Source organism: Pseudomonas sp. Irchel 3E20 (genome assembly GCF_900187645.1).
Lineage (GTDB): Bacteria > Pseudomonadota > Gammaproteobacteria > Pseudomonadales > Pseudomonadaceae > Aquipseudomonas.
This window is the reverse complement of sequence record NZ_FYEE01000002.1, coordinates 66,161-86,533: the sequence shown is the minus strand read 5'-3', so window position 1 is coordinate 86,533 and position 20,373 is coordinate 66,161. Positions and strand designations below refer to the sequence as shown.

The window sequence follows — 20,373 nt, the reverse complement described above, 5'->3', positions numbered from 1 at the left end:
GCGTAGTGCTTCCTCAATTAAACCAGGACGCCGGACTGGCGCATGGCCTGCCGCAGCGGTTCGTGACAGGCAGGGCTGAGCCAGGTGAGCGGCAGACGGATACCGTCCGGCATCAGGCCCATCTCATGCAAAGCCCACTTCACGGGGATAGGGTTGGATTCGATAAACAGGGTTTTATTGAGCGGCATCAGTTTTTCATGGATGGCCCGGGCCTTGTCGGCCTCGCCATTGAGGGCCGCGATGCACAGGTCGCTCATGTCACGCGGTGCGACGTTGGCGGTCACGGAGATGTTGCCCTTGCCACCGAGCAGGATCAGTTCGACGGCGGTTGCGTCGTCACCGGAAATCACCAGGAAATCCTTGTTCACGCCATCAAGGATGGCCTTGGCGCGTTGCAGGTCGCCGGTGGCTTCCTTGATGCCGATGATGTTCTTCACGGTGGACAGGCGGATTACGGTCTCGGCCTGCATGTCACACGCGGTACGGCCAGGCACGTTGTAGAGGATCTGCGGGATGTCCACCGCCTCGGCAATGGCGCGAAAATGCTGGTACAGGCCTTCTTGCGTCGGCTTGTTGTAGTACGGGGTGACCAGCAGGCAGGCATCGGCGCCGGCGGTCTTGGCGTTAGTGGTCAGCTCGATCGCTTCGCGCGTCGAGTTGGCGCCGGTACCGGCAATTACCGGGATGCGCCCGTCAACCTGCTTGACCACGCGACGGATCACTTCGATGTGCTCGTTCACGTCCAGGGTCGCTGACTCACCCGTGGTGCCGACGGCCACGATGGCGTGGGTGCCGTTTTGCAGGTGAAAGTCCACCAGTTTGCTCAGGCTGTCCCAGTCGAGACGACCCTGTGCATCCATGGGTGTGACCAGTGCCACCATACTGCCCGCAATCATGCAACCGCTCCTGCCGGAAAAAGAGAGCGGTAATGGTACTGGCGACAAGATGCTTGCACAAGCGAAGTACCATTCCCCTTAGCGATGGTTTTCGCTACCCTCTCAGGCTTTGATCGGTGCCGATTAGCCCGTGTGGCGGATTCCAGCCTTCGTTTTTGGCTCAAGCCCCCCTGTTCAAGCGCTGTTGCTGCCGGTTCCCAGACTCTTGGGACCGAGGGTGGCAGTGTTGCCAGGGAACTTGCCATGGGCCCAAGGCTGCGCAGTTGCCCTACACGGACCCGCCCTGGCACCGACCGCTCATCGCTTTAGGAATGCTGCATGTCCACCCCCACAGTTCGCGAACAATTCCTTGTTATCAGTGCCCTTGGCGCCAACCCCATGGAGCTGACTAACGTCCTGTGCCGCGCCAGCCATGAAAATCGCTGCGCGGTGGTCACCTCCCGGCTGACTCGCCACGGCGAGTGCAGTGCGCTGGTGCTGCAGATTTCCGGCAGCTGGGACGCCCTGGCGCGCCTGGAAGCCGGCCTGCCGTCACTGGCCAAGAAGCACGCCTTCACCGTCAATGTGGTGCGCAGCGCCGCACTGGAGAACCGTCCCGAGGCCTTGCCCTACGTGGCGTATGTCAGCGCGGCGTACCGCTCGGACATCGTCAACGAACTGTGCCAGTTCTTCATCGACCACCACGTCGAGCTGGAAAACCTCACCTGCGACACTTACCTGGCCCCGCAAACCGGCGGCACCATGCTAAACGCAACCTTCACCGTGACCCTGCCGCCCGGCGTGCAGATCAGTTGGTTGCGCGATCAGTTCCTGGATTTCGCCGACGCGCTGAACCTGGATGCCCTGATCGAACCCTGGCGCCCACAGAACCCCATGTAAGGAAGCATTCAATGGCCGTTGCCATCGATACACCCGTTGCCCACTTCGAGGCCCCGGCCACCGGCGGCCAGACCTTCAGCCTCGACGGGCTCAAGGGCAAGCAGGTGGTGCTCTACTTCTACCCCAAGGACAGCACGCCGGGTTGCACCACCGAGGGCCAGGGTTTTCGCGATCATTACCCGCAGTTCCAGGCCGCCAACACCGAGGTGTTCGGCGTTTCTCGCGACAGCTTGAAGTCCCATGAAAACTTCAAGGCCAAGCAGGCGTTCCCGTTCGAGCTCATCAGCGACAAGGACGAAGCCGTCTGCCAATTGTTCGACGTCATCAAGCTCAAGAAGCTCTATGGCAAGGAATACATGGGCGTTGACCGCAGCACATTCCTGATCGACAAGGACGGCGTGCTGCGCCAGCAATGGCGTGGCGTGAAGGTGCCCGGCCATGTGGAGGCGGTGCTGGCCGCCGCCCAGGCCCTCGACAAGGCCTGATTGCTCAAACCCTTCGCGGGCAGCGCCAAGCCTGCCCGCGACCCCACCCAAACGTCAGAGCAACGGAGCGACCACCGCCTCCTTGCGCGGCCAGGCATCGAGCACAGCCTTGAACAGGGTGGCCAGCGGGATGGCGAAGAAAATCCCCCAGAAGCCCCATAACCCGCCAAACAACAGCACCGCGCAGATGATTGCCACCGGGTGCAGGTTGACCGCCTCGGAGAACAGCAACGGCACCAGCACGTTGCCGTCGAGGGTCTGGATGATGCCGTACACCGCCATCAGGTAAATGAACTGATCGCTCCAGCCCCACTGGAACAGCGCGATCAAGGTCACCGGCACCGTGACCACCACCGCCCCGACATAGGGCACCACCACCGACACCCCTACCAGCAGGGCCAGCAGCGCGGCATAGTTCAAGCCCAGGGTGACAAAGGCGATGTAGGTCACGCCACCGCAGATGAAGATCTCGATCACCTTGCCACGAATGTAGTTGGCGATCTGGCGGTTCATGTCCTGCGCCACACGGGTAATCAGCGCACGCTCACGGGGCAGATAACCGCGCACCCAACGTCCGATCATCTGGCGGTCCTTGAGAAAAAAGAACACCAGGATCGGCACCAGCACCAGGTAGATCATGATGTTGACCAGCAACGGCAGGCTCGACAGCGAAAACGTCAGTGCCCATTGCCCGAACTTGCCGATCTCGCCCCGCGCGGCCTCGATGGCTTGTAGCACTTGTTCGTCGGAAACCAGGTGGGGATAACGCTCAGGCAACAGCAACAACAGCGATTGCCATTTGGCCAGCATCCCGGGCAATTCGTTGAACAAGGTGATGACCTGATGCCAGAGCAACGGCACCACGACCAGGATAAACACCAGTAACAACCCCATGAACAGGGCGAACACCAGGCCCACCGCCACGCCACCGGGCACCCGCAAGCGCTCCAGGCTGACGACCAGGCCTTGCATCAGGTAGGCCAGCACCATTCCCGCCAGTACCGGCGCCAGCATGCCGCCCAGGGTCAGGACGGCGGTAAAGGCCAAAAACAGCAGCACCGCCAGCACCACGGCTTCTTCATCGGAGAAGTAACGCTGAACCCAATCGCGTAGCACTTTGAACATCTAACTTCCTTAGGCAATCAATACCGGCTTCAGGCCTTGCGCAACCAATAGCGGTAGACGCCTGCCTCGTCTTCTTCATGCAGCAGCGTATGACCGGCCAATCGGGCAAAGGTGCGGAAGTCGCGCTGGGAACCGGCGTCGGTGGCGATCACCTTAAGCACCGCGCCACTGGCCAGGCGATTGAGTTCCAGCTTGGCCTTGAGCAGCGGTAGCGGGCAGTTCAGACCGCTGGCGTCCAGTTCGGCGTCGTGCGCCACAGCATCGCTCATCGAGCCACTCCTGACAGTTTTCAAGCCGCCTAGATTATCTGGTCTGATCGCAACTGTCCGGCTACAGTAAGGCCTTTGTCGATTAAGGCTTTGTGCATGACTTTTCTGCGCCCTACCCTACTGACGCTCGCTTGCCTGCTCGCCTCACCGGGCTTCGCCGACGACTTGCCGTCACTCGGCGACGCCAGTTCTGCCATTGTCTCGCCACAACAGGAACACCAATTGGGCCGCGCCTGGCTGGCCCTGCTGCGCAGCCAGGTGTCGCAACTCAACGACCCGCAACTCAAGGACTACGTCGAAACCAGCGTGTACAAACTGGTGGAGACCAGCCAGGTCAATGATCGGCGCCTGGAGTTCATCCTGATTAACAGCCCGCAACTCAACGCCTTCGCGGCACCTGGCGGGATCATCGGTGTCAACGGCGGCCTGTTCCTCAACGCCCAGACCGAGGGTGAATACGCGTCCGTACTGGCTCACGAACTGGCCCACTTGTCCCAACGCCACTTCGCCCGTGGTGTCGAGGCCCAGCAACGCATGCAGGTACCGATGATGGCCGCCCTGCTGGCCGGCATCATCGTCGCCGCCGCGGGGGCCGGCGATGCCGGGATCGCGGCCATTGCCGGCACCCAGGCCGCAGCGATCCAGGAACAGCGCCGCTTCTCCCGGCAAAACGAGCAGGAAGCCGACCGCATCGGCATCCTCAACCTGGAAAAGGCCGGGTATGACCCACGCTCCATGCCCACCATGTTCGAGCGCCTGATGCGCCAGTACCGCTTCGATGCCAAGCCGCCAGAATTTCTACTCACTCACCCGGTGACCGAATCCCGTATCGCCGACACCCGCAACCGCGCCGAACAGGCCGGCCCCGGCGGCACCGAAGACAGCCTGCGCTATCAACTGGTGCGTGCCCGGGTGCAACTGATCTACGAAGAAACCCCCGGCCTAGGCGCCAAGCGCTTTCGCGCCCAACTCGAAGAGAACCCGAAAAACGACGTGGCGCGCTATGGCCTAGCCATCGCCCAGATCAAGGGCGGCCAGTTGAACGAAGCGCGGGAGAACCTCAAGCAATTGTTGGCCAAGGCCCCCAACGACATCACCTACAACCTGGCCCAGGTCGACCTGGACATCACCAACAATCGTCTGCCCGACGCCCAGTCGCGGGTCGAGCGAATGCTCACCCAATACCCGGGCAACTATCCGCTCAACGAAGTGCGCGTCGATCTGCTGCTCAAACAGAATCGCGCCGCCGATGCCGAGAAAGCCCTGGAAAGCCTACTCAAGACCCGCCCCGACGATCCGGATGTCTGGTATATGGTGGCCGAAACCCGCGGGCTTTCCGGCAACATCATCGGCCTGCACCAGGCCCGCGCCGAATATTTCGCCCTGGTGGGCGATTACCGCCAGGCCATCCAGCAACTGGACTTCGCCAAGCGCCGTGCCGGCAGCAACTTCCCGCTGTCGTCGCGCATCGATGCCCGGCAGCGGGAGTTGATGGACCAGGAGCAGATGGTCAAGGACATGATGCGCTGACCCTCGCCAGTAAATGGCAGACCCAAAAAAACCGCCTCCCTGGAGGCGGTTTTTTTGTTGCGACCGTTACTCAGCCAGTTTGAACGTGATGAAGCTGGCGCGCCCTTGGCGCAGCACCCGCATCGATACCGAACGGTTCTTCGGCAACGCCTTAGCGATATCCGTGAACTCCTTGGCCGAACCGATGGCCTGGTTGTTCAGGTGAGTAATCACATCGCCAGGTTGCAGGCCGATCAGGGCCGCAGGACCGTCCTGCACTTCCTTGATGACCACGCCGCCCTTGAGGTCAAAGGCTTTCTTCTGCTCGGCGGTCAACTCGACCACCGCTACGCCGAGGCGATTGCTGCTGCGCTCAACGCCGGATTTACCCAGGGCGCTCAGTTCCGCACCTTCCTCAGGGATAGCACCGACCGTCAGCTCGACATTGGTGCGCTTGCCCTCACGGATAACTTCCAGCGCGGCCTTGGAGCCGGCCTTGAGTGCGCCAACCAGGTGCGGAAGGTCTGCCGACATCACAATGGGCTGGCCATTCATGCTCAGGATTACGTCACCCACTTGCAGGCCGCCCTTGGCCGCCGGGCCGTCATCCTGGATCTGCGCCACCAGCGCACCGGCCGGCTTGTCCAGGCCGAACGACTCGGCCAAATCCTTGTTCACTTCCTGGATTACCACGCCCAACCAGCCACGGCTGACCTTCCCGCCCGCTTTCAACTGGTTCGACACATCCATCGCGACATCGATGGGGATCGCGAAGGACACACCCATGAAGCCGCCGGAACGGGTATAGATCTGCGAGTTGATGCCGACCACTTCACCGGCCAGGTTGAACAACGGGCCACCGGAGTTGCCCGGGTTGATCGGCACGTCGGTCTGGATGAACGGCACGTAGTTTTCGTTCGGCAGGCTACGGCCAATAGCGCTGACGATGCCTTGGGTGACCGTGTGGTCAAAGCCAAACGGCGAACCGATCGCCACGACCCATTGCCCAGCCTTCAGGTCCTGGGACTTACCCAGCTTCAGCACAGGCAGGTCCTTGCCTTCGATTTTCAGCAGTGCCACGTCGGAGCGTGGGTCGGTGCCTACCAACTTGGCCTTGAGCTCGCTGCGATCGGCCAGGCGAACCAGGATTTCGTCGGCGTCGGCAATCACATGGTTGTTGGTCAGGATGTAGCCATCGGGGGAGATGATAAAACCCGAGCCCAGGGATTGGGCCTCGCGCTGACGGCCACCGCCCGGCGAACGGGGCTGCTGGGGCATGCCGCGCTCGAAGAACTCACGCAGCATCGGCGGCAAGCCTTCCAGGTCCGGCATCTGCGCGGAAACCTTGCGGTCCGGCAGCTTCTGAGTGGTACTGATGTTCACCACCGCAGGCGATGCCTGCTCGACCAACTGCGTAAAGTCAGGCAAATCGGCCGCCAGCGCCGGGACAGCCTGCCCAAGCACCAGGACGGTGGCAAAAATGGATAAATAGGACTTCAAACGTGGTATCGACATACGGCTCCCGTTACGACGAACATGGTTAAGCAATATGGAGCAAAAGCCGGCACAGAGGCTACACCGGGGCTTTTGTTCCGGGAACAACAAAACAAGGCCAGAGCCGAGCGGCCCTGACCTATAGAAAAAAAATGTGGTTTTTGCAAATTGAAATACTCACCAAACATTTCGAGATCTCAAGGATGGCGTGGACATTGCTGGCCTTGCACAACCAATAAACCGCTTGATGAGCACCATATGCAAATTCACGGCTTGGGGAGAGATGTGTTGGAACGCATCGAGAGCGCAACCCGTTCAGCAGTACCCATCGGCACTTCGCCCACGACGGTCACTCTCACTTCCCCTTCAGACGTCGCTAAACGCCGAGAGACCGCAACCGTAGGGCCCAACTGCACCCGCGTATCCATCACCTCAGCGCCATTCACCGGCTCAAGAAACACCGAGAAGCGCGCCAAGCCGTCGTCATACATCAAACTGCTGACGGTGGTCTTGGTCTCAGGATCAATACGCGCACTGCTATTGGCCAACTCGAAGCCTGCCGGCAGCCAGTCTGAACGCCAGGCTTGCTCCACGTTTGCGGCCGCAACCTGATCGGTGGAGAGCGCTACCGACTTGCACTCACGGCTAGCCTGCAGCTGTGCGTCGGTGGGGATGTCGTCAGTGTCCAGCCCAGTGAACTGGAATCGTTCGAGCAACTGCCCCTTGTCATTCAGTAGAAGCGACTTAAGCGGCAAGCCGGTTTCCCGATCCAGATGCAGCTCAAAGCCATAACGATGCTGATCCTTGGGCGTCAGGGCGACAATCACTGCCGCGCGCCCAGCGACACGCGACTTGCCAATGACGGCAAGGTCGTACCATTTCTTAAGTTTTTGCGGATCCAAGGCCTCGGCAGACGCTTCAGGCGCCGCCCCTAACCCAGAGATAAAAGCACCGCTGACACACTGGGTACGGCCACCGACTCGCACCACTTCTTGCGCGGAGCCATCGAGCTGGAGCATACGCTCATGAACGGTGCCATCATGGACGCGGTGCCAGATTTCGTGGGTAGAAAAACTACCGTTACGCTCGTAAACGAAAGTCCCCTGGAAACTCTGCTGTCGCTGCGCCTGGCTCAGACGATTCAACCATTGCGCAGCTTCATCGGCATGGGCTGGCTCGATGAGCCAGCCGTTCAGCAAAAGCATCGTTGCCGCTAGAGGTAAAACGCGCATGCGCCTCCTTACTTAGCGACTTCCTGGCTGGCCGCACGAGCGTAAGGCAATGCACTTTCAGTCCCTTTAAGGGCCGCCTGCTGAGCATGCTGGCGCAAGAAACCTGGCACGCGCTGATCCTGCGGCTGAGCCTGCATCACGCCGTTGGTCATGGGGCCTGCGACCTCGGAGCTTTCCTTGTAGCCTGCCAACACTGCCGGACCTTTGACCTGCGGTGCGGCCAGAGTTGCCTGATGGGACTGCTGGGCCAATTCGACGCCAGCGATATCGTCCTGGTTGTACAGGCGCACGCCTGCCAACACAGCGACCGTCACGGACGCGGCAACCGCCAGACGACCCAGGCTGCGCCACGGGCCGCGAGTAACCTTGGCCGGCACGGCTTCATCAGCCAGGGCTGCGGAGACAGCCGCCGAGATGTCCATGCGAGGGAGCAACAACTCCTTGTGCATGGCTGCCCGTGCAACCTGATAACGAGCCCAGGTATCGCGGGTTTCAGTCTCGTCAAAGGCATTCAATACCCGACGTAATTCCAGTTCGTCCGCTTCGTTATCCATCACTGCGGACAGCGATTCCTGCAGGGCTTCACGACTCATGGCGGTTCCTCTCTTGGCTGTCGCCGCTGTCTTTAGTTTTCCTGCAACAACGGCTGCAGGGCTTTATCGATGGCTTCCCGAGCGCGGAAAATCCGGGAGCGCACGGTACCCACTGGGCATTGCATGACGCTTGCAATGTCCTCGTAACTCAGACCGTCGAATTCACGCAAAGTTAAAGCTGTGCGCAAATCTTCTGGTAATTGCTGGATAGTTCGATGGACTGTGCCTTCGATCTCATCACGCAACAGGGCCCGCTCCGGTGACTCAAGGTCTTTAAGACCATGGTCGCCATCATAGAACTCCGCATCTTCAGAACTGACATCACTATCCGGCGGCCTGCGACCGCGGGAAACCAGATAGTTTTTCGCCGTATTGATGGCGATGCGGTACAGCCATGTATAAAAGGCGCTGTCGCCGCGAAAATTACCAAGCGCACGGTAAGCCTTGATAAAGGCCTCTTGTGCAACGTCCTGGGCTTCATGGGTGTCGTGCACAAATCGCACGATCAACCCGAGAATTTTGTGCTGGTATTTCAGCACTAGCAGATCAAACGCTCGCTTGTCGCCACGCTGTACGCGCTCGACCAGCTGCTGATCCTCTTCCTGGGTTAGCATGAACACTCCTCGATGAACTCAGAGGAGGCTTGCATTACCAAATGACCGGACTTGCAAACATAGACTCGGGCTTTTCGCAAAAGTTCTCCCCCTCCAAGCAAGTTTCCTGTGAGCTCTGATCTGGCACACACGAAAAACGCAGCTCGGGCATGGCCGGCTGCGCGAATAATCTTGTCGTCGACCCTTTTCCGGGAACCGGTTCACCCGTTTCCCGCAATAACCGACGCTATCCCTTTCCTACGGGCAACCTTCTATTGAGCCTGACGGCACAGTAAAAGTTCCCAGCGTTATAACCGCCTTCGATGAACATTGTGCAACCATGTCGGGAAAAAGCGCCCTTCATCGTCGATATTCGCCTAGGGCGGAATTCTTCGTGAAAGCAGCAGCCTTTAGACCCGGCCAGCTAATAGTACCTGTCACGGTAGTTTCACAATGCCATGAACGCCCGGCTATTGTGCCGATCCACCCCTCTATATACTAGTCGCCTGTGTGGCTGTCTTGACTCGCCGTTCCAGGTGTCTTGCGCCAACCCCGACCCGGGTCGCATCGAGCGGAATCCTGAAATGAGCCAACAGTTTCAATACGATGTTCTGGTGATTGGCAGCGGCGCTGCCGGTTTGAGCCTTGCCCTGACCTTGCCCGGCCACCTGCGCATTGCCGTGCTGAGCAAGGGCGACCTGGCCAGCGGTTCGACCTTCTGGGCCCAGGGCGGTGTCGCCGCCGTGCTGGATGACACCGACACCGTCGAATCCCATGTCCAAGACACCCTCAATGCCGGCGGCGGTCTGTGCCACGAAGATGCCGTGCGCTTCACCGTCGAGCATAGCCGCGAAGCCATCCAATGGCTGATCGATCAAGGCGTGCCGTTTACTCGCGACGAACAATCCGGCACCGAGGACGGCGGTTTCGAGTTCCACCTGACCCGCGAAGGTGGGCACAGCCATCGGCGCATCATCCACGCTGCCGACGCCACGGGCGCCGCGATCTTCAAGACCCTGCTGGCCCAAGCCCGGCAGCGCTCGAACATCGAGTTGCTGGAGCAACGGGTCGCCGTGGACTTGATTACCGAAAAACGCCTGGGCCGCGACGGTGACCGCTGCCTGGGCGCCTATGTGCTCAACCGTGGCACTGGCGAAGTGGACACCTACGGCGCGCGCTTCACCCTGCTTGCCTCTGGCGGCGCGGCGAAGGTCTACCTCTACACCAGCAACCCCGACGGTGCCTGCGGTGATGGCATTGCCATGGCCTGGCGCTCGGGCTGCCGCGTGGCCAACCTGGAGTTCAACCAGTTCCACCCCACGTGCCTGTATCACCCGCAGGCCAAGAGTTTTCTGATTACCGAAGCCCTGCGAGGGGAAGGCGCCCACCTAAAGCTGCCCAACGGCGAGCGCTTCATGCAGCGTTTCGACCCCCGCGCCGAGTTGGCGCCCCGGGATATCGTGGCCCGCGCCATCGACCATGAGATGAAGCGCCTGGGCATCGACTGCGTGTACCTGGACATCAGCCACAAGCCCGAAGCCTTCATCAAGAACCACTTCCCCACCGTCTATGAGCGCTGCCTGGAATTTTCCATCGACATCACCCGCCAACCCATCCCGGTGGTGCCCGCTGCGCACTACACCTGCGGCGGTGTGATGGTGGACCAGCAGGGCCGCACCGATGTGCCCGGCCTGTATGCCATTGGCGAAACCAGTTTCACCGGTTTGCACGGCGCCAACCGCATGGCCAGCAACTCGCTGCTGGAGTGTTTTGTCTATGCCCGCTCGGCAGCGGCCGACATTGTCGAGCAGCTGCCCCGGATCGGCGCGCCTGACACCCTGCCGGCATGGGATGCCAGTCAGGTTACCGATTCCGACGAAGACGTCATCATCGCCCACAACTGGGATGAACTCCGGCGCTTCATGTGGGACTACGTAGGCATCGTGCGCACCAACAAACGCCTGGCGCGGGCCCAGCACCGGGTGCGCTTGCTGCTCGATGAGATCGACGAGTTCTACAGTAACTACAAGGTCAGCCGGGACTTGATCGAACTGCGCAACCTCGCCCAGGTAGCAGAACTGATGATCCGCAGCGCCATGGAACGCAAGGAAAGCCGCGGGCTGCACTACACGCTCGATTACCCGAACCAACTGGAACAGGCCCTGGACACTATTCTGGTGCCGCCCACCTACGCCGACTGAACTTGAGACGAACCCGCAGGCGCCGATGCACCTCCGGCGCCAGCCCATCGCGCGGCACACACACCGCACGTACCCGGCGCTGGCCGCGCAAGCGAAAACGCAGCACCACCATCATCGGCAGCGCCAGGCTGTCACGGCGCAATTGCACGGCCTGCCAGCCATCGGCGGCGTTCCATAGTTGCCAGCCGTCAGCGTCACGACGCAGGGCGCAGAAGGCTGTGGGATGGGTCAGCAGGATATGCCGTGGCAGGGTCCAGGCCCCGTGGCCCAGGCACAACACGACAGCGGCCAGACGTGCCCAACCGCCAATATCAAGGGCAAACAACGAACCCAGCGCGAACAGCTGGGCCAGGAGATAGGCCGCCAGCAGGTACCGTGAGGCATGCCAGCGGCACTCAAAGTGATTACTTGGGCTGAACACGGTCCAGGATCATGCGAACCATGCGCTGCAACTCGGGGTCTTCGGATTCGCTGCGTTCCATGAACCAGCCGAACATATCCTGGTCTTCGCATTCGAGCAGCCTGACGTAGCAGTCGCGGTCAACCTGGTTCAGATGGGGGTAAACCTCCCTCACGAACGGCACCAGCAACACGTCCAGCTCAAGCATGCCGCGGCGGCTGTGCCAGTAAAGGCGATTCAGTTCAACGTCTTCGACCATGGAACGCTCCTCAAATAGGGCGCAAGTATACAGCCCGTAATGGCCAGGGCCAGTCGGCTTTGGTCGGCCACCGCCGATCCTTTGGAAACTACCCATTTCCAGGGCGCCCCCTTATGATGTGCCCCAGACTTTTTACCCTGCGATGACCCATGGCCGATTCCGCTTTTTTCTGCACGCTGTCCCATGAAGGTGTCCTGGCTGTTCGCGGCTCGGACGCGGCCAAGTTCCTGCAAGGCCAGTTAACCTGCAACCTCGATTACCTGAGCCAAAGCCACGCCAGCCTGGGCGCGCGCTGCACGCAAAAGGGCCGCATGCAATCGAGCTTTCGCATCCTGCTTGAAGGGGATGGCTGCCTGCTGGCCATGGCCCGCGAGCTGGTGGAGCCACAACTGGCGGACCTGAAGAAATACGCCGTGTTCTCCAAATCCAAATTGACCGACGAAAGCGCTGCCTGGGTGCGTTTTGGCCTGAACGACGGCGATGCCGCGCTGCGCGCCCTGGGCCTGGACCTGCCGGCCGAGACTGACGCCGTCGTCCGCGCTAATGGCTTGATCGCCGTGCGCGTCTCCCCAGCCCGCGCCGAGTTGTGGGCGGCGGCGCAACAGGCCGAGGCGTTGCACCAGACCCTCGCCACCCACCTGCCCGAGGGCGATCTCAACGCCTGGCTGCTGGGGCAGGTGCGGGCCGGCATCGGCCAGGTCATGGCCGCCACCCGCGAACTGTTCATCCCGCAGATGCTCAACCTGCAAGCCGTGGGCGGCGTGAGCTTCAAGAAGGGCTGCTACACCGGCCAGGAAATCGTCGCGCGCATGCAGTACCTGGGCAAACTCAAGCGCCGCCTCTATCGCCTGGCCCTGGACGCCAGCGTCCTGCCCGAGCCCGGCACGCCGCTCTTTGCGCCCAGCCACGCCAGCTCCATCGGTGAAGTGGTAATTGCCGCACGCAGCGCAACCGGCATGGAACTATTGGCCGTGCTACAGGCCGAAGCCGCTGAAGCGGGCGATATTCACCTGGCCACCCTCGAAGGCCCGGCTCTGCACCTGCTCGACCTGCCTTACTCTCTGGATCGCGACCGTGAAATCCAGCGTTAAGCGCAGCACCTTTTTGCAACACCCTAGAGAGCAGAAATGAGCAAGCTGGCAGAAAAAGTCCAACGGGATCTGGTGGCCGCCATCGACAACGATGACCTGGTCCTACCAACACTGCCGGAGGTGGCCCTGGGCATACGCAAGGCCGCCGAAGACCCGGAAATCAGCGTCAGCACCCTGAGCAAAGTGATCGGCCGCGACACCGCCCTGTCGGCACGCCTTATCAAAGTGGTCAACAGCCCTCTGCTACGGGCCACCCAGGAAGTCACCGACCTGCACACCGCGATCACGCGCCTGGGCGTCAACTACAGCAGCAACCTGGCCATTGGCCTGGTGATGGAGCAGATCTTCCACGCCCGTTCCGAGGTGGTAGAGCAGAAAATGCGCGAAGTCTGGCGCCGCAGCCTGGAAGTGGCGGGCGTCAGCTACGCCCTGTGTCGCAGCCACAGCCAACTGATGCCGGACCAAGCGGCCCTCGGTGGTTTGGTACACCAAATCGGCGTGCTGCCGATTCTCACTTACGCCGAAGACCACTATGAGCTGCTGTCCGACCCGGTCAGCCTCAACCACGTGATCGAACACATCCACCCGTTGCTGGGGGACAAACTGCTCAGTGTTTGGGAATTCCCGGAACGGCTGGTGAAGCTGCCCGGCCTGTACCAGGATTTCACCCGCCAATCCTTGCAACTGGATTACGTCGACCTGGTGCAAGTGGCCACGCTCTACTGCCACCGGGGCACCCGGCACCCATTGGCGCGGCTCGACCTGCAGGAAGTTCCGGCGTTCCGCAAACTGGACCTTGACCTGGACAACCCCGCCTTGTGCCTCGACCTGGAAGAATCCCGGTCGATGTTTTACTAGGCGCCAGCAATAAAACTTACCCGCACCTTCAGCCCGCCCCCCGCACCGTCGTGCAGGCTGATTTGCGCCAGGTGTGCGCGGCAGATCTCCCCGACAATCGCCAGCCCTAGGCCCGAACCGGCGCCTTGGGCGCTGCGTCGGTAAAAGCGCTCGAACACCCGGCCGCGTTCCTCGCGGGGGATGCCCGGGCCATCGTCCTCCACCTCCAGCACACCCGGTGCGGCGACGCGCAAAATCACGTTGCCACCCGCAGGCGTGTGGGCCAACGCGTTATCCACCAGGTTGCTGAGCAACTCGTTGAGCAGCGTCGGCTCGCCGAGCAACCACACCGGCTCATCGGCCTCCAGCGCCAGGGCCACACCCCGGGCATGGGCCAGGGGCGCCATGGCCATGCCCAGTTCCCGCGCCAATTGGCTCAGGTCTAGACGCTGGGCACCGCCCTCGGCAATCGCCCGCGCACCGTTTTCGATCCGCGCCAGGGACAGCAACTGGTTGGCCAAGTGGGTCAAGCGATCCGTGCCCTGGGCCGCGCTTTCCAGGGTCAGGCGCCAGGTTTGCGGGTCACTGGCACGCAGGCCCAGCTCCAAGCGCGCCTTGAGCGCCGCCAGGGGCGTGCGCAACTCGTGGGCGGCGTCGGCGATGAACTGCGCCTGGCGCTCGAACTGCCCGCGCAAACGCTCGGTGAAGTGGTTCAGCGCCCGCACCAAAGGCCACAGCTCATGCTGCACCTGCACCAACGGCAGTGGCCGCAGGTCATCGGGCTGACGTTCTTCCACCGCCGTGCGCAAGCGCTCCAATGGGCGCAACGCGGCACTGACGGCAAACCACACCAACAGCAGCGCGCCCATGGCCAGCATGCCCAGACGCAACAGGGTGTCGGCCATCAGGCTGCGAGCCATGCTCACCCGCGCCTCGTCGGTTTCCGCGACGCGGATTTCCGCCATACCGTTCATGTTCGGCTCGATCACGGCCTTGAGCAGGCTCACCACCCGCACGTTCTGCCCCTGATAGGTGGCGTTGTAGAAGCGTGCCAGGGCCGGGTAATCATCTGTGCGCGGCGTACCCGGTGGCGGGCCGGGCAGGTTTTCGTAGCCGGAGATAAGTTTCTGGTGGATGTCGTTGACCTGGTAGTAGATGCGCCCGGCACTGTCGTAGGCGAAGGTGTCGAGGGCCACATAGGGCACATCGGCGCTCAGGCTGCCGTCGCGCTGGGACAGGCCCGCAGCGATGGTCCGCGCCGACGCCAGCAGGGTGCGATCGTAGGCGGTGTCCGCCGCTTCGCGGCCGTTCCAGTAGGCGCTCAAGCCGCTGGCCACCATCAACACCACCAGCAGCAGGGCCAGGTTCCACAACAAGCGCCAACGCAGGCTGCTGGGCTTATGCATCGCGGCTTTCCAGCAGGTAGCCAAGCCCCCGGAAGGTGACGATAACCACCGGGTGGCCATCGAGTTTCTTGCGCAAGCGGTGCACGTAGATTTCGATGGCGTCGGGGCTGGCCTCTTCGTCCAGGCCGAACACCTGGGAAGCCAGTTGTTCCTTGCTCATCACCCGGCCCGGGCGGGCAACCAGGGCTTCGAGCACCGCTTGTTCGCGGGAAGTGAGGGTCAGCAGTTCCTCGCCCAGGGTGAAGCGCCGGGTGTCCAGGTCATAGACCAACGCCCCGCAGCGTTGCTGGCGTTCGCCACCGAGCACGGTTCGGCGCAGCAGCGCCTTGACCCGCGCTTCCAGTTCGGTGAGTTCAAACGGCTTGGCCAGGTAATCGTCGGCCCCCAGGTTGAGGCCGTGGACCCGGTCCTTGACGTCGCTGCGGGCGGTGAGCATCAGCACCGGCAGGTTCTTGCCCCGGGCGCGCAAGCGCGCCAGCACCTCGAAACCATCCATGCGCGGCAGGCCCACGTCCAGGATTGCCACCGCGTAGTCCTCGCTGCCCAGGGCCAGGTCGGCGGCCACCCCATCGTGCAGCACATCCACCGTCAGGCCGGTGCTTTTCAAGGCCTGGGCGACGCTTTCGGCCAACTGCAGATGGTCTTCGACGAGCAGGACACGCATGGATCTGTACCTCATTCAGGAAGGGTCGGCGCCACTCTTGGGCGCGGAGTTTACAGGCGCATCCGAGGCTGTGAAGGCAAAAAAAACCTGAAAGGTTAGCGAAAGGTTGGCCCGCTAGAGTCCCGCCACGGACAGTTTCGGCCGCGGTACGCGGTCAAGCGTAGTTCCCCGAAAAACGCCCCGATGCGTTTTCGACAATAAGAACAATAAATGGAGTGTTCCACGATGCGGTCAGCACAGCCCCGTCTTCGTCCGCCCACCCGATTCCTGCGCAACGCCACCTACCGCTCCCTCTGTTCATCCCGCGGCGCCGATGACATGCGCCTGCTGGTCAGCTACAGCGTTGTGCTCTGATAAGCCCCGTCACACCCATAACAACAACTCCCTTGGAGACCACCATGCCCCTATCCCTGCGTCAATGTGCCCTGGCCGTCGGTTGCCTGCTGTTTACCGGCCAGTTGCTGGCCGAACCCAAGCGCCCGGAATGTATCGCCCCCGCCTCCCCCGGCGGCGGCTTCGACCTGACCTGCAAACTGGTGCAAAGCGCCCTGGTCAACGAAAAACTCCTGAGCAAACCCATGCGCGTCACCTACATGCCCGGCGGCGTGGGCGCGGTGGCCTATAACGCGGTGGTGGCCCAGCGCCCGGCCGATGCCGGCACGTTGGTGGCCTGGTCCAGCGGCTCCTTGCTGAACCTGGCCCAGGGCAAGTTCGGCCGTTTCGATGAAACCCACGTGCGCTGGCTCGCAGCGGTGGGCACCAGCTACGGCGCCATCGCGGTGAGAAGCGACTCGCCCTACAAGCGCCTCGACGATTTGGTCCAGGCCCTGAAAAAAGACCCGAGCAAAGTGGTGATAGGCTCCGGCGGCACCGTCGGCAGCCAGGACTGGATGCAAACCGCGCTAATCGCCAAGGCCGCCGGGATCAACCCACGCGACCTGCGCTACGTGGCCCTCGAAGGCGGCGGCGAGATCGCCACCGCATTGCTGGGCGGGCACATCCAGGTCGGTAGCACCGATATTTCCGACTCCATGCCCCACATCCTGAGCGGCGACATGCGCCTGCTGGCGGTGTTCGCCGAACAACGCCTGGACGAACCGGAAATGAAAGACATTCCCACCGCCAAGGAGCAGGGCTACGACATCGTCTGGCCCGTGGTGCGCGGCTTCTATTTGGGGCCAAAAGTCAGCGACGAAGACTACGCCTGGTGGAAAGACGCCTTCGACAAAATGCTGGCCTCCACTGACTTCGCCACGCTGCGCGACCAACGCGAGCTGTTCCCATTCGCCCTGACCGGCCCGGAACTGGACACCTACGTGAAAAAGCAGGTCGCCGACTACAAAGTCCTGGCCAAAGAGTTCGGCCTGATCCAGTGATCGCCTCTTTCTAGCGGCCGCGCGCCCCGAGCAACGGGCGCGCGGCCCAGGAGTTCCCCATGCTGTTACAACGCATCTTCGCCGGCGCACTGCTGTTGGCGTGCCTGGGTTTGGCCCTCATGGCCTGGCCTTATCAGGCGGCTTTTTCCTACGAACCTGTCGGCCCAAGGGCCTTTCCCCTGCTGATGCTGGGCCTGATGGGCCTGGCGCTGCTGTATATGCTGTTTCGCCCCACACCCATCGTGCACAGCGAGGACGAGCCGCCTCTGGACCGCGAAACCCTACAAAAAATCGGCCTGTGCGTCGCGTTGCTGCTGATCTTCGCCAGCTTGTTCGAGCCCCTGGGCTTCATCCTCAGCAGCATGCTGATCGGCATTCCCATGGCGCGCCTGTATGGCGGCCGCTGGCTGCCTGCCATCGCGGTGACCACCCTGATGAGCGTTGGCCTCTACCTGCTGTTCGACACGTTGATGGACGTGCCGCTGCCCCTGGGCCTGCTGGCCGTCCTGGAGAACTGATATGGATACTTTCAGCTACTTGGGCCAGGGCTTCGGCGTGGCGCTGAGCCCCTACAACCTGGTCACCGCGCTGTGCGGCACCTTGATCGGCACCGTGGTTGGCCTGTTGCCAGGCCTGGGCCCTATCAATGGCGTGGCGCTGTTGATCCCCATCGCCTTCGCCCTCGGCCTGCCGCCGGAGTCGGCGCTGATCCTGCTGGCCGCCGTGTACCTGGGCTGCGAGTACGGCGGGCGCATCAGCTCGATCCTGCTCAACATCCCCGGCGAAGCCTCCACCGTGATGACCACCCTCGACGGCTACCCGATGGCGCGCAAAGGCATGGCCGGTGTGGCGCTGTCACTGTCGGCCTGGAGCTCGTTCATTGGCGCATTCATCGCCACCTGCGGCATGGTGTTGTTCGCCCCGCTGCTGGCGAAATGGGCGATTGCCTTCGGCCCCGCGGAATACTTCGTGCTGATGGTGTTCGCCATCGTCTGCCTGGGGGGCATGGCCGGTGATCGACCGCTCAAGACCTTTATCGCGGCGCTAATCGGGCTGTTTCTGTCAACGGTGGGGATCGATGCCAACAGCGGTGTGTACCGTTTCACTGGCGACAATGTCCACCTCACCGACGGCATTCAGTTCGTGGTGCTGGTGCTGGGCCTGTTCTCCATCAGCGAAATCCTCCTGTTGCTGGAGAAAACCCACCGTGGCCAGGAAGCGGTCAAGGCCACCGGGCGGATGCTGTTCAACCTCAAGGAAGCCTCGGCGGTGTTCGCGGTGAACGTGCGCTGCGGCCTCCTGGGTTTCATCATGGGCGTGTTGCCCGGTGCGGGCGCGACGCTGGCCAGCGCCGTGGCCTACATGACCGAGAAACGCATCGCCGGCGCCAAGGGCACTTTTGGCCAAGGCGACATGCGCGGCCTCGCCGCCCCGGAAACCGCCATCGGCGCCTCGGCCTGTGGCGCGCTGGTGCCGATGCTGACCCTGGGCGTACCGGGCTCGGGCACCACTGCGGTGATGATCGGCGCCCTGTCGCTGTACAACATCACCCCCGGCCCGCTGTTGTTCCAGCAGCAACCGGACATCGTCTGGGGCCTGATCGCCTCCTTGTTCATCGCCAACATCATGCTGGTGATCCTCAACATCCCAATGATCCGCCTCTTTACCCGCATCCTCGCCGTACCGAACTGGGCGCTGGTGCCGGTGATCGCGATCATTACCGGGATCGGCGTCTACGCCGTGCACGCCACCACTTTCGACCTGTTCCTGATGGTGGCCATCGGCATCTTCGGCTACATCCTGCGCAAGCTGGATTTCCCGCTCTCGCCAGTGCTGCTGGGGTTCATCCTCGGCGGGCTGATGGAGCAGAACCTGCGCCGGGCGCTGTCAATTTCCGACGGCGCGCTGGAAATCCTCTGGTCGAGCCCGATCACCTTTGGGGTCTGGGTGCTGACCGCCATCATGCTGCTGGTGCCGCTGTTGCGTATCTGGCGCAAACGCGCCCTGCAACGGCGCCTTATCGCCGATGTCTGAGCGGGCCTTTAAAGCCTGGTGGGGCACGCCATTGGTGGGCCTGGCGGGCGGCTACCTCGCCAGCCTGGTCGGCTGGCCGCTGCCGTGGATGGTCGGTTCGTTGCTGGCGATCATCCTGGTGCGCTGCCTCACCCCCTGGCAGTTGGCGGAAGTTCCCGGCGGGCGCAAATGCGGGCAATGGATTGTCGGCATCGGCATTGGCCTGCACTTCACCCCGGTGGTGATCGAGCAGGTGATGAGCCACTTCGGCCTGATCTTCTTCGGTGCGTTGGTGACCAGCCTGTCCAGCGTGGTCGGGGTCTGGTTGCTGCGCCGCACCGGCGAAGACCGCGCCACTGCGTTCTTCTCCAGCATGCCGGGCGGTTCCGGCGAGATGGTCAACCTCGGCGCCCGCAACGGCGCCGTGCTCAGCCGCGTCGCCGCGGGGCAAAGCTTACGGGTACTGGTGGTGGTGCTCTGTGTGCCGGCTGCCTTCAAGTACCTGTTGGGTGACGGCGTACCGCTGCTGCACCCGGCCACTGTCGATTGGCGCTGGCTGGCCGTGTTGTTCCCGGCGGGCGCCCTGCTCGCCTGGTTCTGGCAACGCCTGCGCCAGCCCAACCCCTGGCTGTTCGGGCCGTTACTGGTGAGCGCGGCGGTCAGTATCGGTTGGGATCTGCACATCGGTTTGCCCGACGGCGGCAGCCAAGTCGGCCAATGGCTGATCGGCAGTGGCCTGGGTTGCCACTTCAACCGTCAGTTTTTTCGCCGCGCCCCGTCGTTCATGGGCCGCACCCTGGTCGGCACGGCGCTGACCATGCTCATCGCCACCCTCGCAGCCCTGGGCCTGAGCGCCCTGACCCACCTGGACCTGCGCTCCCTGACCCTGGGCATGATGCCCGGCGGTATTGCGGAAATGAGCCTCACCGCCGAAACCCTGCAACTGTCGGTGCCTCTGGTCACTGCGATGCAGGTCATGCGCTTGTTGTTCGTGCTGTTTCTGGCCGAGCCGCTGTTCCGCCACTGGAACCGTCAGGACTGAGCCAAACCC

The 20,373-nt window shown here is 62.3% G+C and carries 22 protein-coding genes; 11 read left to right on the top strand and 11 right to left on the bottom strand.

Translation table 11 applies throughout. From position 1 onward, the window contains the following. Positions 1 to 17: 17 nt before the first annotated feature. Positions 18 to 896, bottom strand: a complete 879-nt coding sequence (gene dapA, locus CKW13_RS03795; RefSeq protein WP_095107194.1) for a 4-hydroxy-tetrahydrodipicolinate synthase — start codon at positions 894 to 896, stop codon at positions 18 to 20. Between the two features lie 318 nt (positions 897 to 1,214). Between dapA and CKW13_RS03790 the strand changes: the two genes are divergently transcribed. Both CKW13_RS03790 and CKW13_RS03785 read left to right on the top strand, forming a co-directional pair. Next, the gene (locus tag CKW13_RS03790; protein WP_095107192.1) at positions 1,215 to 1,775 is read left to right on the top strand and encodes a glycine cleavage system protein R; all 561 of its coding nucleotides are present in this window, start codon (positions 1,215 to 1,217) and stop codon (positions 1,773 to 1,775) included. Between the two features lie 11 nt (positions 1,776 to 1,786). After that, positions 1,787 to 2,260 (top strand): peroxiredoxin, encoded by a 474-nt coding sequence (locus CKW13_RS03785; protein WP_095107190.1) that lies wholly within the window; start codon positions 1,787 to 1,789, stop codon positions 2,258 to 2,260. A 54-nt stretch (positions 2,261 to 2,314) separates the two neighbouring features. Here the strand turns inward: CKW13_RS03785 and CKW13_RS03780 are convergent, their stop codons facing one another. Further along, a complete protein-coding gene (locus tag CKW13_RS03780; protein WP_095107188.1) occupies positions 2,315 to 3,385 on the bottom strand; it encodes an AI-2E family transporter in 1,071 nt (356 codons plus the stop codon). Between the two features lie 29 nt (positions 3,386 to 3,414). Continuing rightward, on the bottom strand, positions 3,415 to 3,654 hold the full coding sequence (locus CKW13_RS03775) for a sulfurtransferase TusA family protein (RefSeq protein ID WP_095107186.1): 240 nt from the start codon (positions 3,652 to 3,654) through the stop codon (positions 3,415 to 3,417). A 96-nt stretch (positions 3,655 to 3,750) separates the two neighbouring features. Between CKW13_RS03775 and CKW13_RS03770 the strand changes: the two genes are divergently transcribed. After that, positions 3,751 to 5,184 carry a M48 family metalloprotease gene (locus tag CKW13_RS03770; RefSeq protein ID WP_095107184.1) on the top strand — a complete coding sequence of 478 codons (1,434 nt, stop codon included), beginning with the start codon at positions 3,751 to 3,753 and terminating at the stop codon, positions 5,182 to 5,184. A 66-nt stretch (positions 5,185 to 5,250) separates the two neighbouring features. On the opposite strand, the gene CKW13_RS03765 is transcribed toward CKW13_RS03770, so the two are convergent. From CKW13_RS03765 to rpoE, 4 genes are all read right to left on the bottom strand, one after another. Continuing rightward, positions 5,251 to 6,678 carry a DegQ family serine endoprotease gene (locus CKW13_RS03765; protein ID WP_095107182.1) on the bottom strand — a complete coding sequence of 476 codons (1,428 nt, stop codon included), beginning with the start codon at positions 6,676 to 6,678 and terminating at the stop codon, positions 5,251 to 5,253. Between the two features lie 245 nt (positions 6,679 to 6,923). Beyond that, the gene (locus CKW13_RS03760) at positions 6,924 to 7,889 is read right to left on the bottom strand and encodes a MucB/RseB C-terminal domain-containing protein (protein ID WP_095107180.1); all 966 of its coding nucleotides are present in this window, start codon (positions 7,887 to 7,889) and stop codon (positions 6,924 to 6,926) included. Between the two features lie 8 nt (positions 7,890 to 7,897). After that, on the bottom strand, positions 7,898 to 8,482 hold the full coding sequence (locus tag CKW13_RS03755) for a sigma-E factor negative regulatory protein (RefSeq protein ID WP_095107178.1): 585 nt from the start codon (positions 8,480 to 8,482) through the stop codon (positions 7,898 to 7,900). Positions 8,483 to 8,514: 32 nt separating this feature from the next. Then, on the bottom strand, positions 8,515 to 9,096 hold the full coding sequence (gene rpoE, locus CKW13_RS03750; protein ID WP_003172477.1) for an RNA polymerase sigma factor RpoE: 582 nt from the start codon (positions 9,094 to 9,096) through the stop codon (positions 8,515 to 8,517). Positions 9,097 to 9,659: 563 nt separating this feature from the next. Between rpoE and nadB the strand changes: the two genes are divergently transcribed. Next, positions 9,660 to 11,276, top strand: a complete 1,617-nt coding sequence (nadB, locus tag CKW13_RS03745) for an L-aspartate oxidase (RefSeq protein WP_095107176.1) — start codon at positions 9,660 to 9,662, stop codon at positions 11,274 to 11,276. Here the strand turns inward: nadB and CKW13_RS03740 are convergent. Next, positions 11,245 to 11,697: a protein YgfX gene (locus CKW13_RS03740; RefSeq protein WP_095107174.1), complete on the bottom strand. Its 453-nt coding sequence runs from the start codon at positions 11,695 to 11,697 to the stop codon at positions 11,245 to 11,247. The two genes, nadB and CKW13_RS03740, sit on opposite strands and share 32 nt — an antisense overlap. After that, a complete protein-coding gene (locus CKW13_RS03735; RefSeq protein ID WP_095107172.1) occupies positions 11,681 to 11,935 on the bottom strand; it encodes a succinate dehydrogenase assembly factor 2 in 255 nt (84 codons plus the stop codon). The genes CKW13_RS03740 and CKW13_RS03735 overlap by 17 nt, the downstream gene beginning before the upstream one ends. 149 nt (positions 11,936 to 12,084) lie before the next feature. Here CKW13_RS03735 and CKW13_RS03730 point away from each other — a divergent pair, with 149 nt between their 5' ends. After that, entirely contained in the window at positions 12,085 to 13,026 is a 942-nt protein-coding gene (locus CKW13_RS03730) for a folate-binding protein YgfZ (protein ID WP_095107170.1), read from the top strand. A gap of 36 nt (positions 13,027 to 13,062) precedes the next feature. Further along, positions 13,063 to 13,884 (top strand): HDOD domain-containing protein, encoded by an 822-nt coding sequence (locus CKW13_RS03725; protein ID WP_095107168.1) that lies wholly within the window; start codon positions 13,063 to 13,065, stop codon positions 13,882 to 13,884. Here CKW13_RS03725 and CKW13_RS03720 read toward each other — a convergent pair. Both CKW13_RS03720 and CKW13_RS03715 read right to left on the bottom strand, forming a co-directional pair. Further along, positions 13,881 to 15,269, bottom strand: a complete 1,389-nt coding sequence (locus CKW13_RS03720; protein ID WP_095107166.1) for a sensor histidine kinase — start codon at positions 15,267 to 15,269, stop codon at positions 13,881 to 13,883. The two genes, CKW13_RS03725 and CKW13_RS03720, sit on opposite strands and share 4 nt — an antisense overlap. Further along, positions 15,262 to 15,933, bottom strand: a complete 672-nt coding sequence (locus tag CKW13_RS03715; RefSeq protein WP_095107164.1) for a response regulator — start codon at positions 15,931 to 15,933, stop codon at positions 15,262 to 15,264. Before CKW13_RS03715 ends, CKW13_RS03720 begins: the two co-directional genes overlap by 8 nt. A 225-nt stretch (positions 15,934 to 16,158) precedes the next feature. Between CKW13_RS03715 and CKW13_RS24690 the strand changes: the two genes are divergently transcribed. The 5 genes from CKW13_RS24690 to CKW13_RS03695 are packed head-to-tail and all read left to right on the top strand — an operon-like array spanning position 16,159 to position 20,364. Beyond that, positions 16,159 to 16,287, top strand: a complete 129-nt coding sequence (locus CKW13_RS24690; RefSeq protein WP_256576518.1) for a hypothetical protein — start codon at positions 16,159 to 16,161, stop codon at positions 16,285 to 16,287. A gap of 44 nt (positions 16,288 to 16,331) precedes the next feature. Continuing rightward, a complete protein-coding gene (locus tag CKW13_RS03710) occupies positions 16,332 to 17,309 on the top strand; it encodes a tripartite tricarboxylate transporter substrate binding protein (RefSeq protein ID WP_095107162.1) in 978 nt (325 codons plus the stop codon). A 59-nt stretch (positions 17,310 to 17,368) separates the two neighbouring features. Then, positions 17,369 to 17,827 carry a tripartite tricarboxylate transporter TctB family protein gene (locus tag CKW13_RS03705; protein ID WP_095107160.1) on the top strand — a complete coding sequence of 153 codons (459 nt, stop codon included), beginning with the start codon at positions 17,369 to 17,371 and terminating at the stop codon, positions 17,825 to 17,827. 1 nt (position 17,828) lies between these two features. After that, entirely contained in the window at positions 17,829 to 19,343 is a 1,515-nt protein-coding gene (locus CKW13_RS03700) for a tripartite tricarboxylate transporter permease (protein WP_095107158.1), read from the top strand. After that, a complete protein-coding gene (locus CKW13_RS03695; protein WP_095107156.1) occupies positions 19,336 to 20,364 on the top strand; it encodes an AbrB family transcriptional regulator in 1,029 nt (342 codons plus the stop codon). Before CKW13_RS03700 ends, CKW13_RS03695 begins: the two co-directional genes overlap by 8 nt. Positions 20,365 to 20,373: the final 9 nt, after the last annotated feature.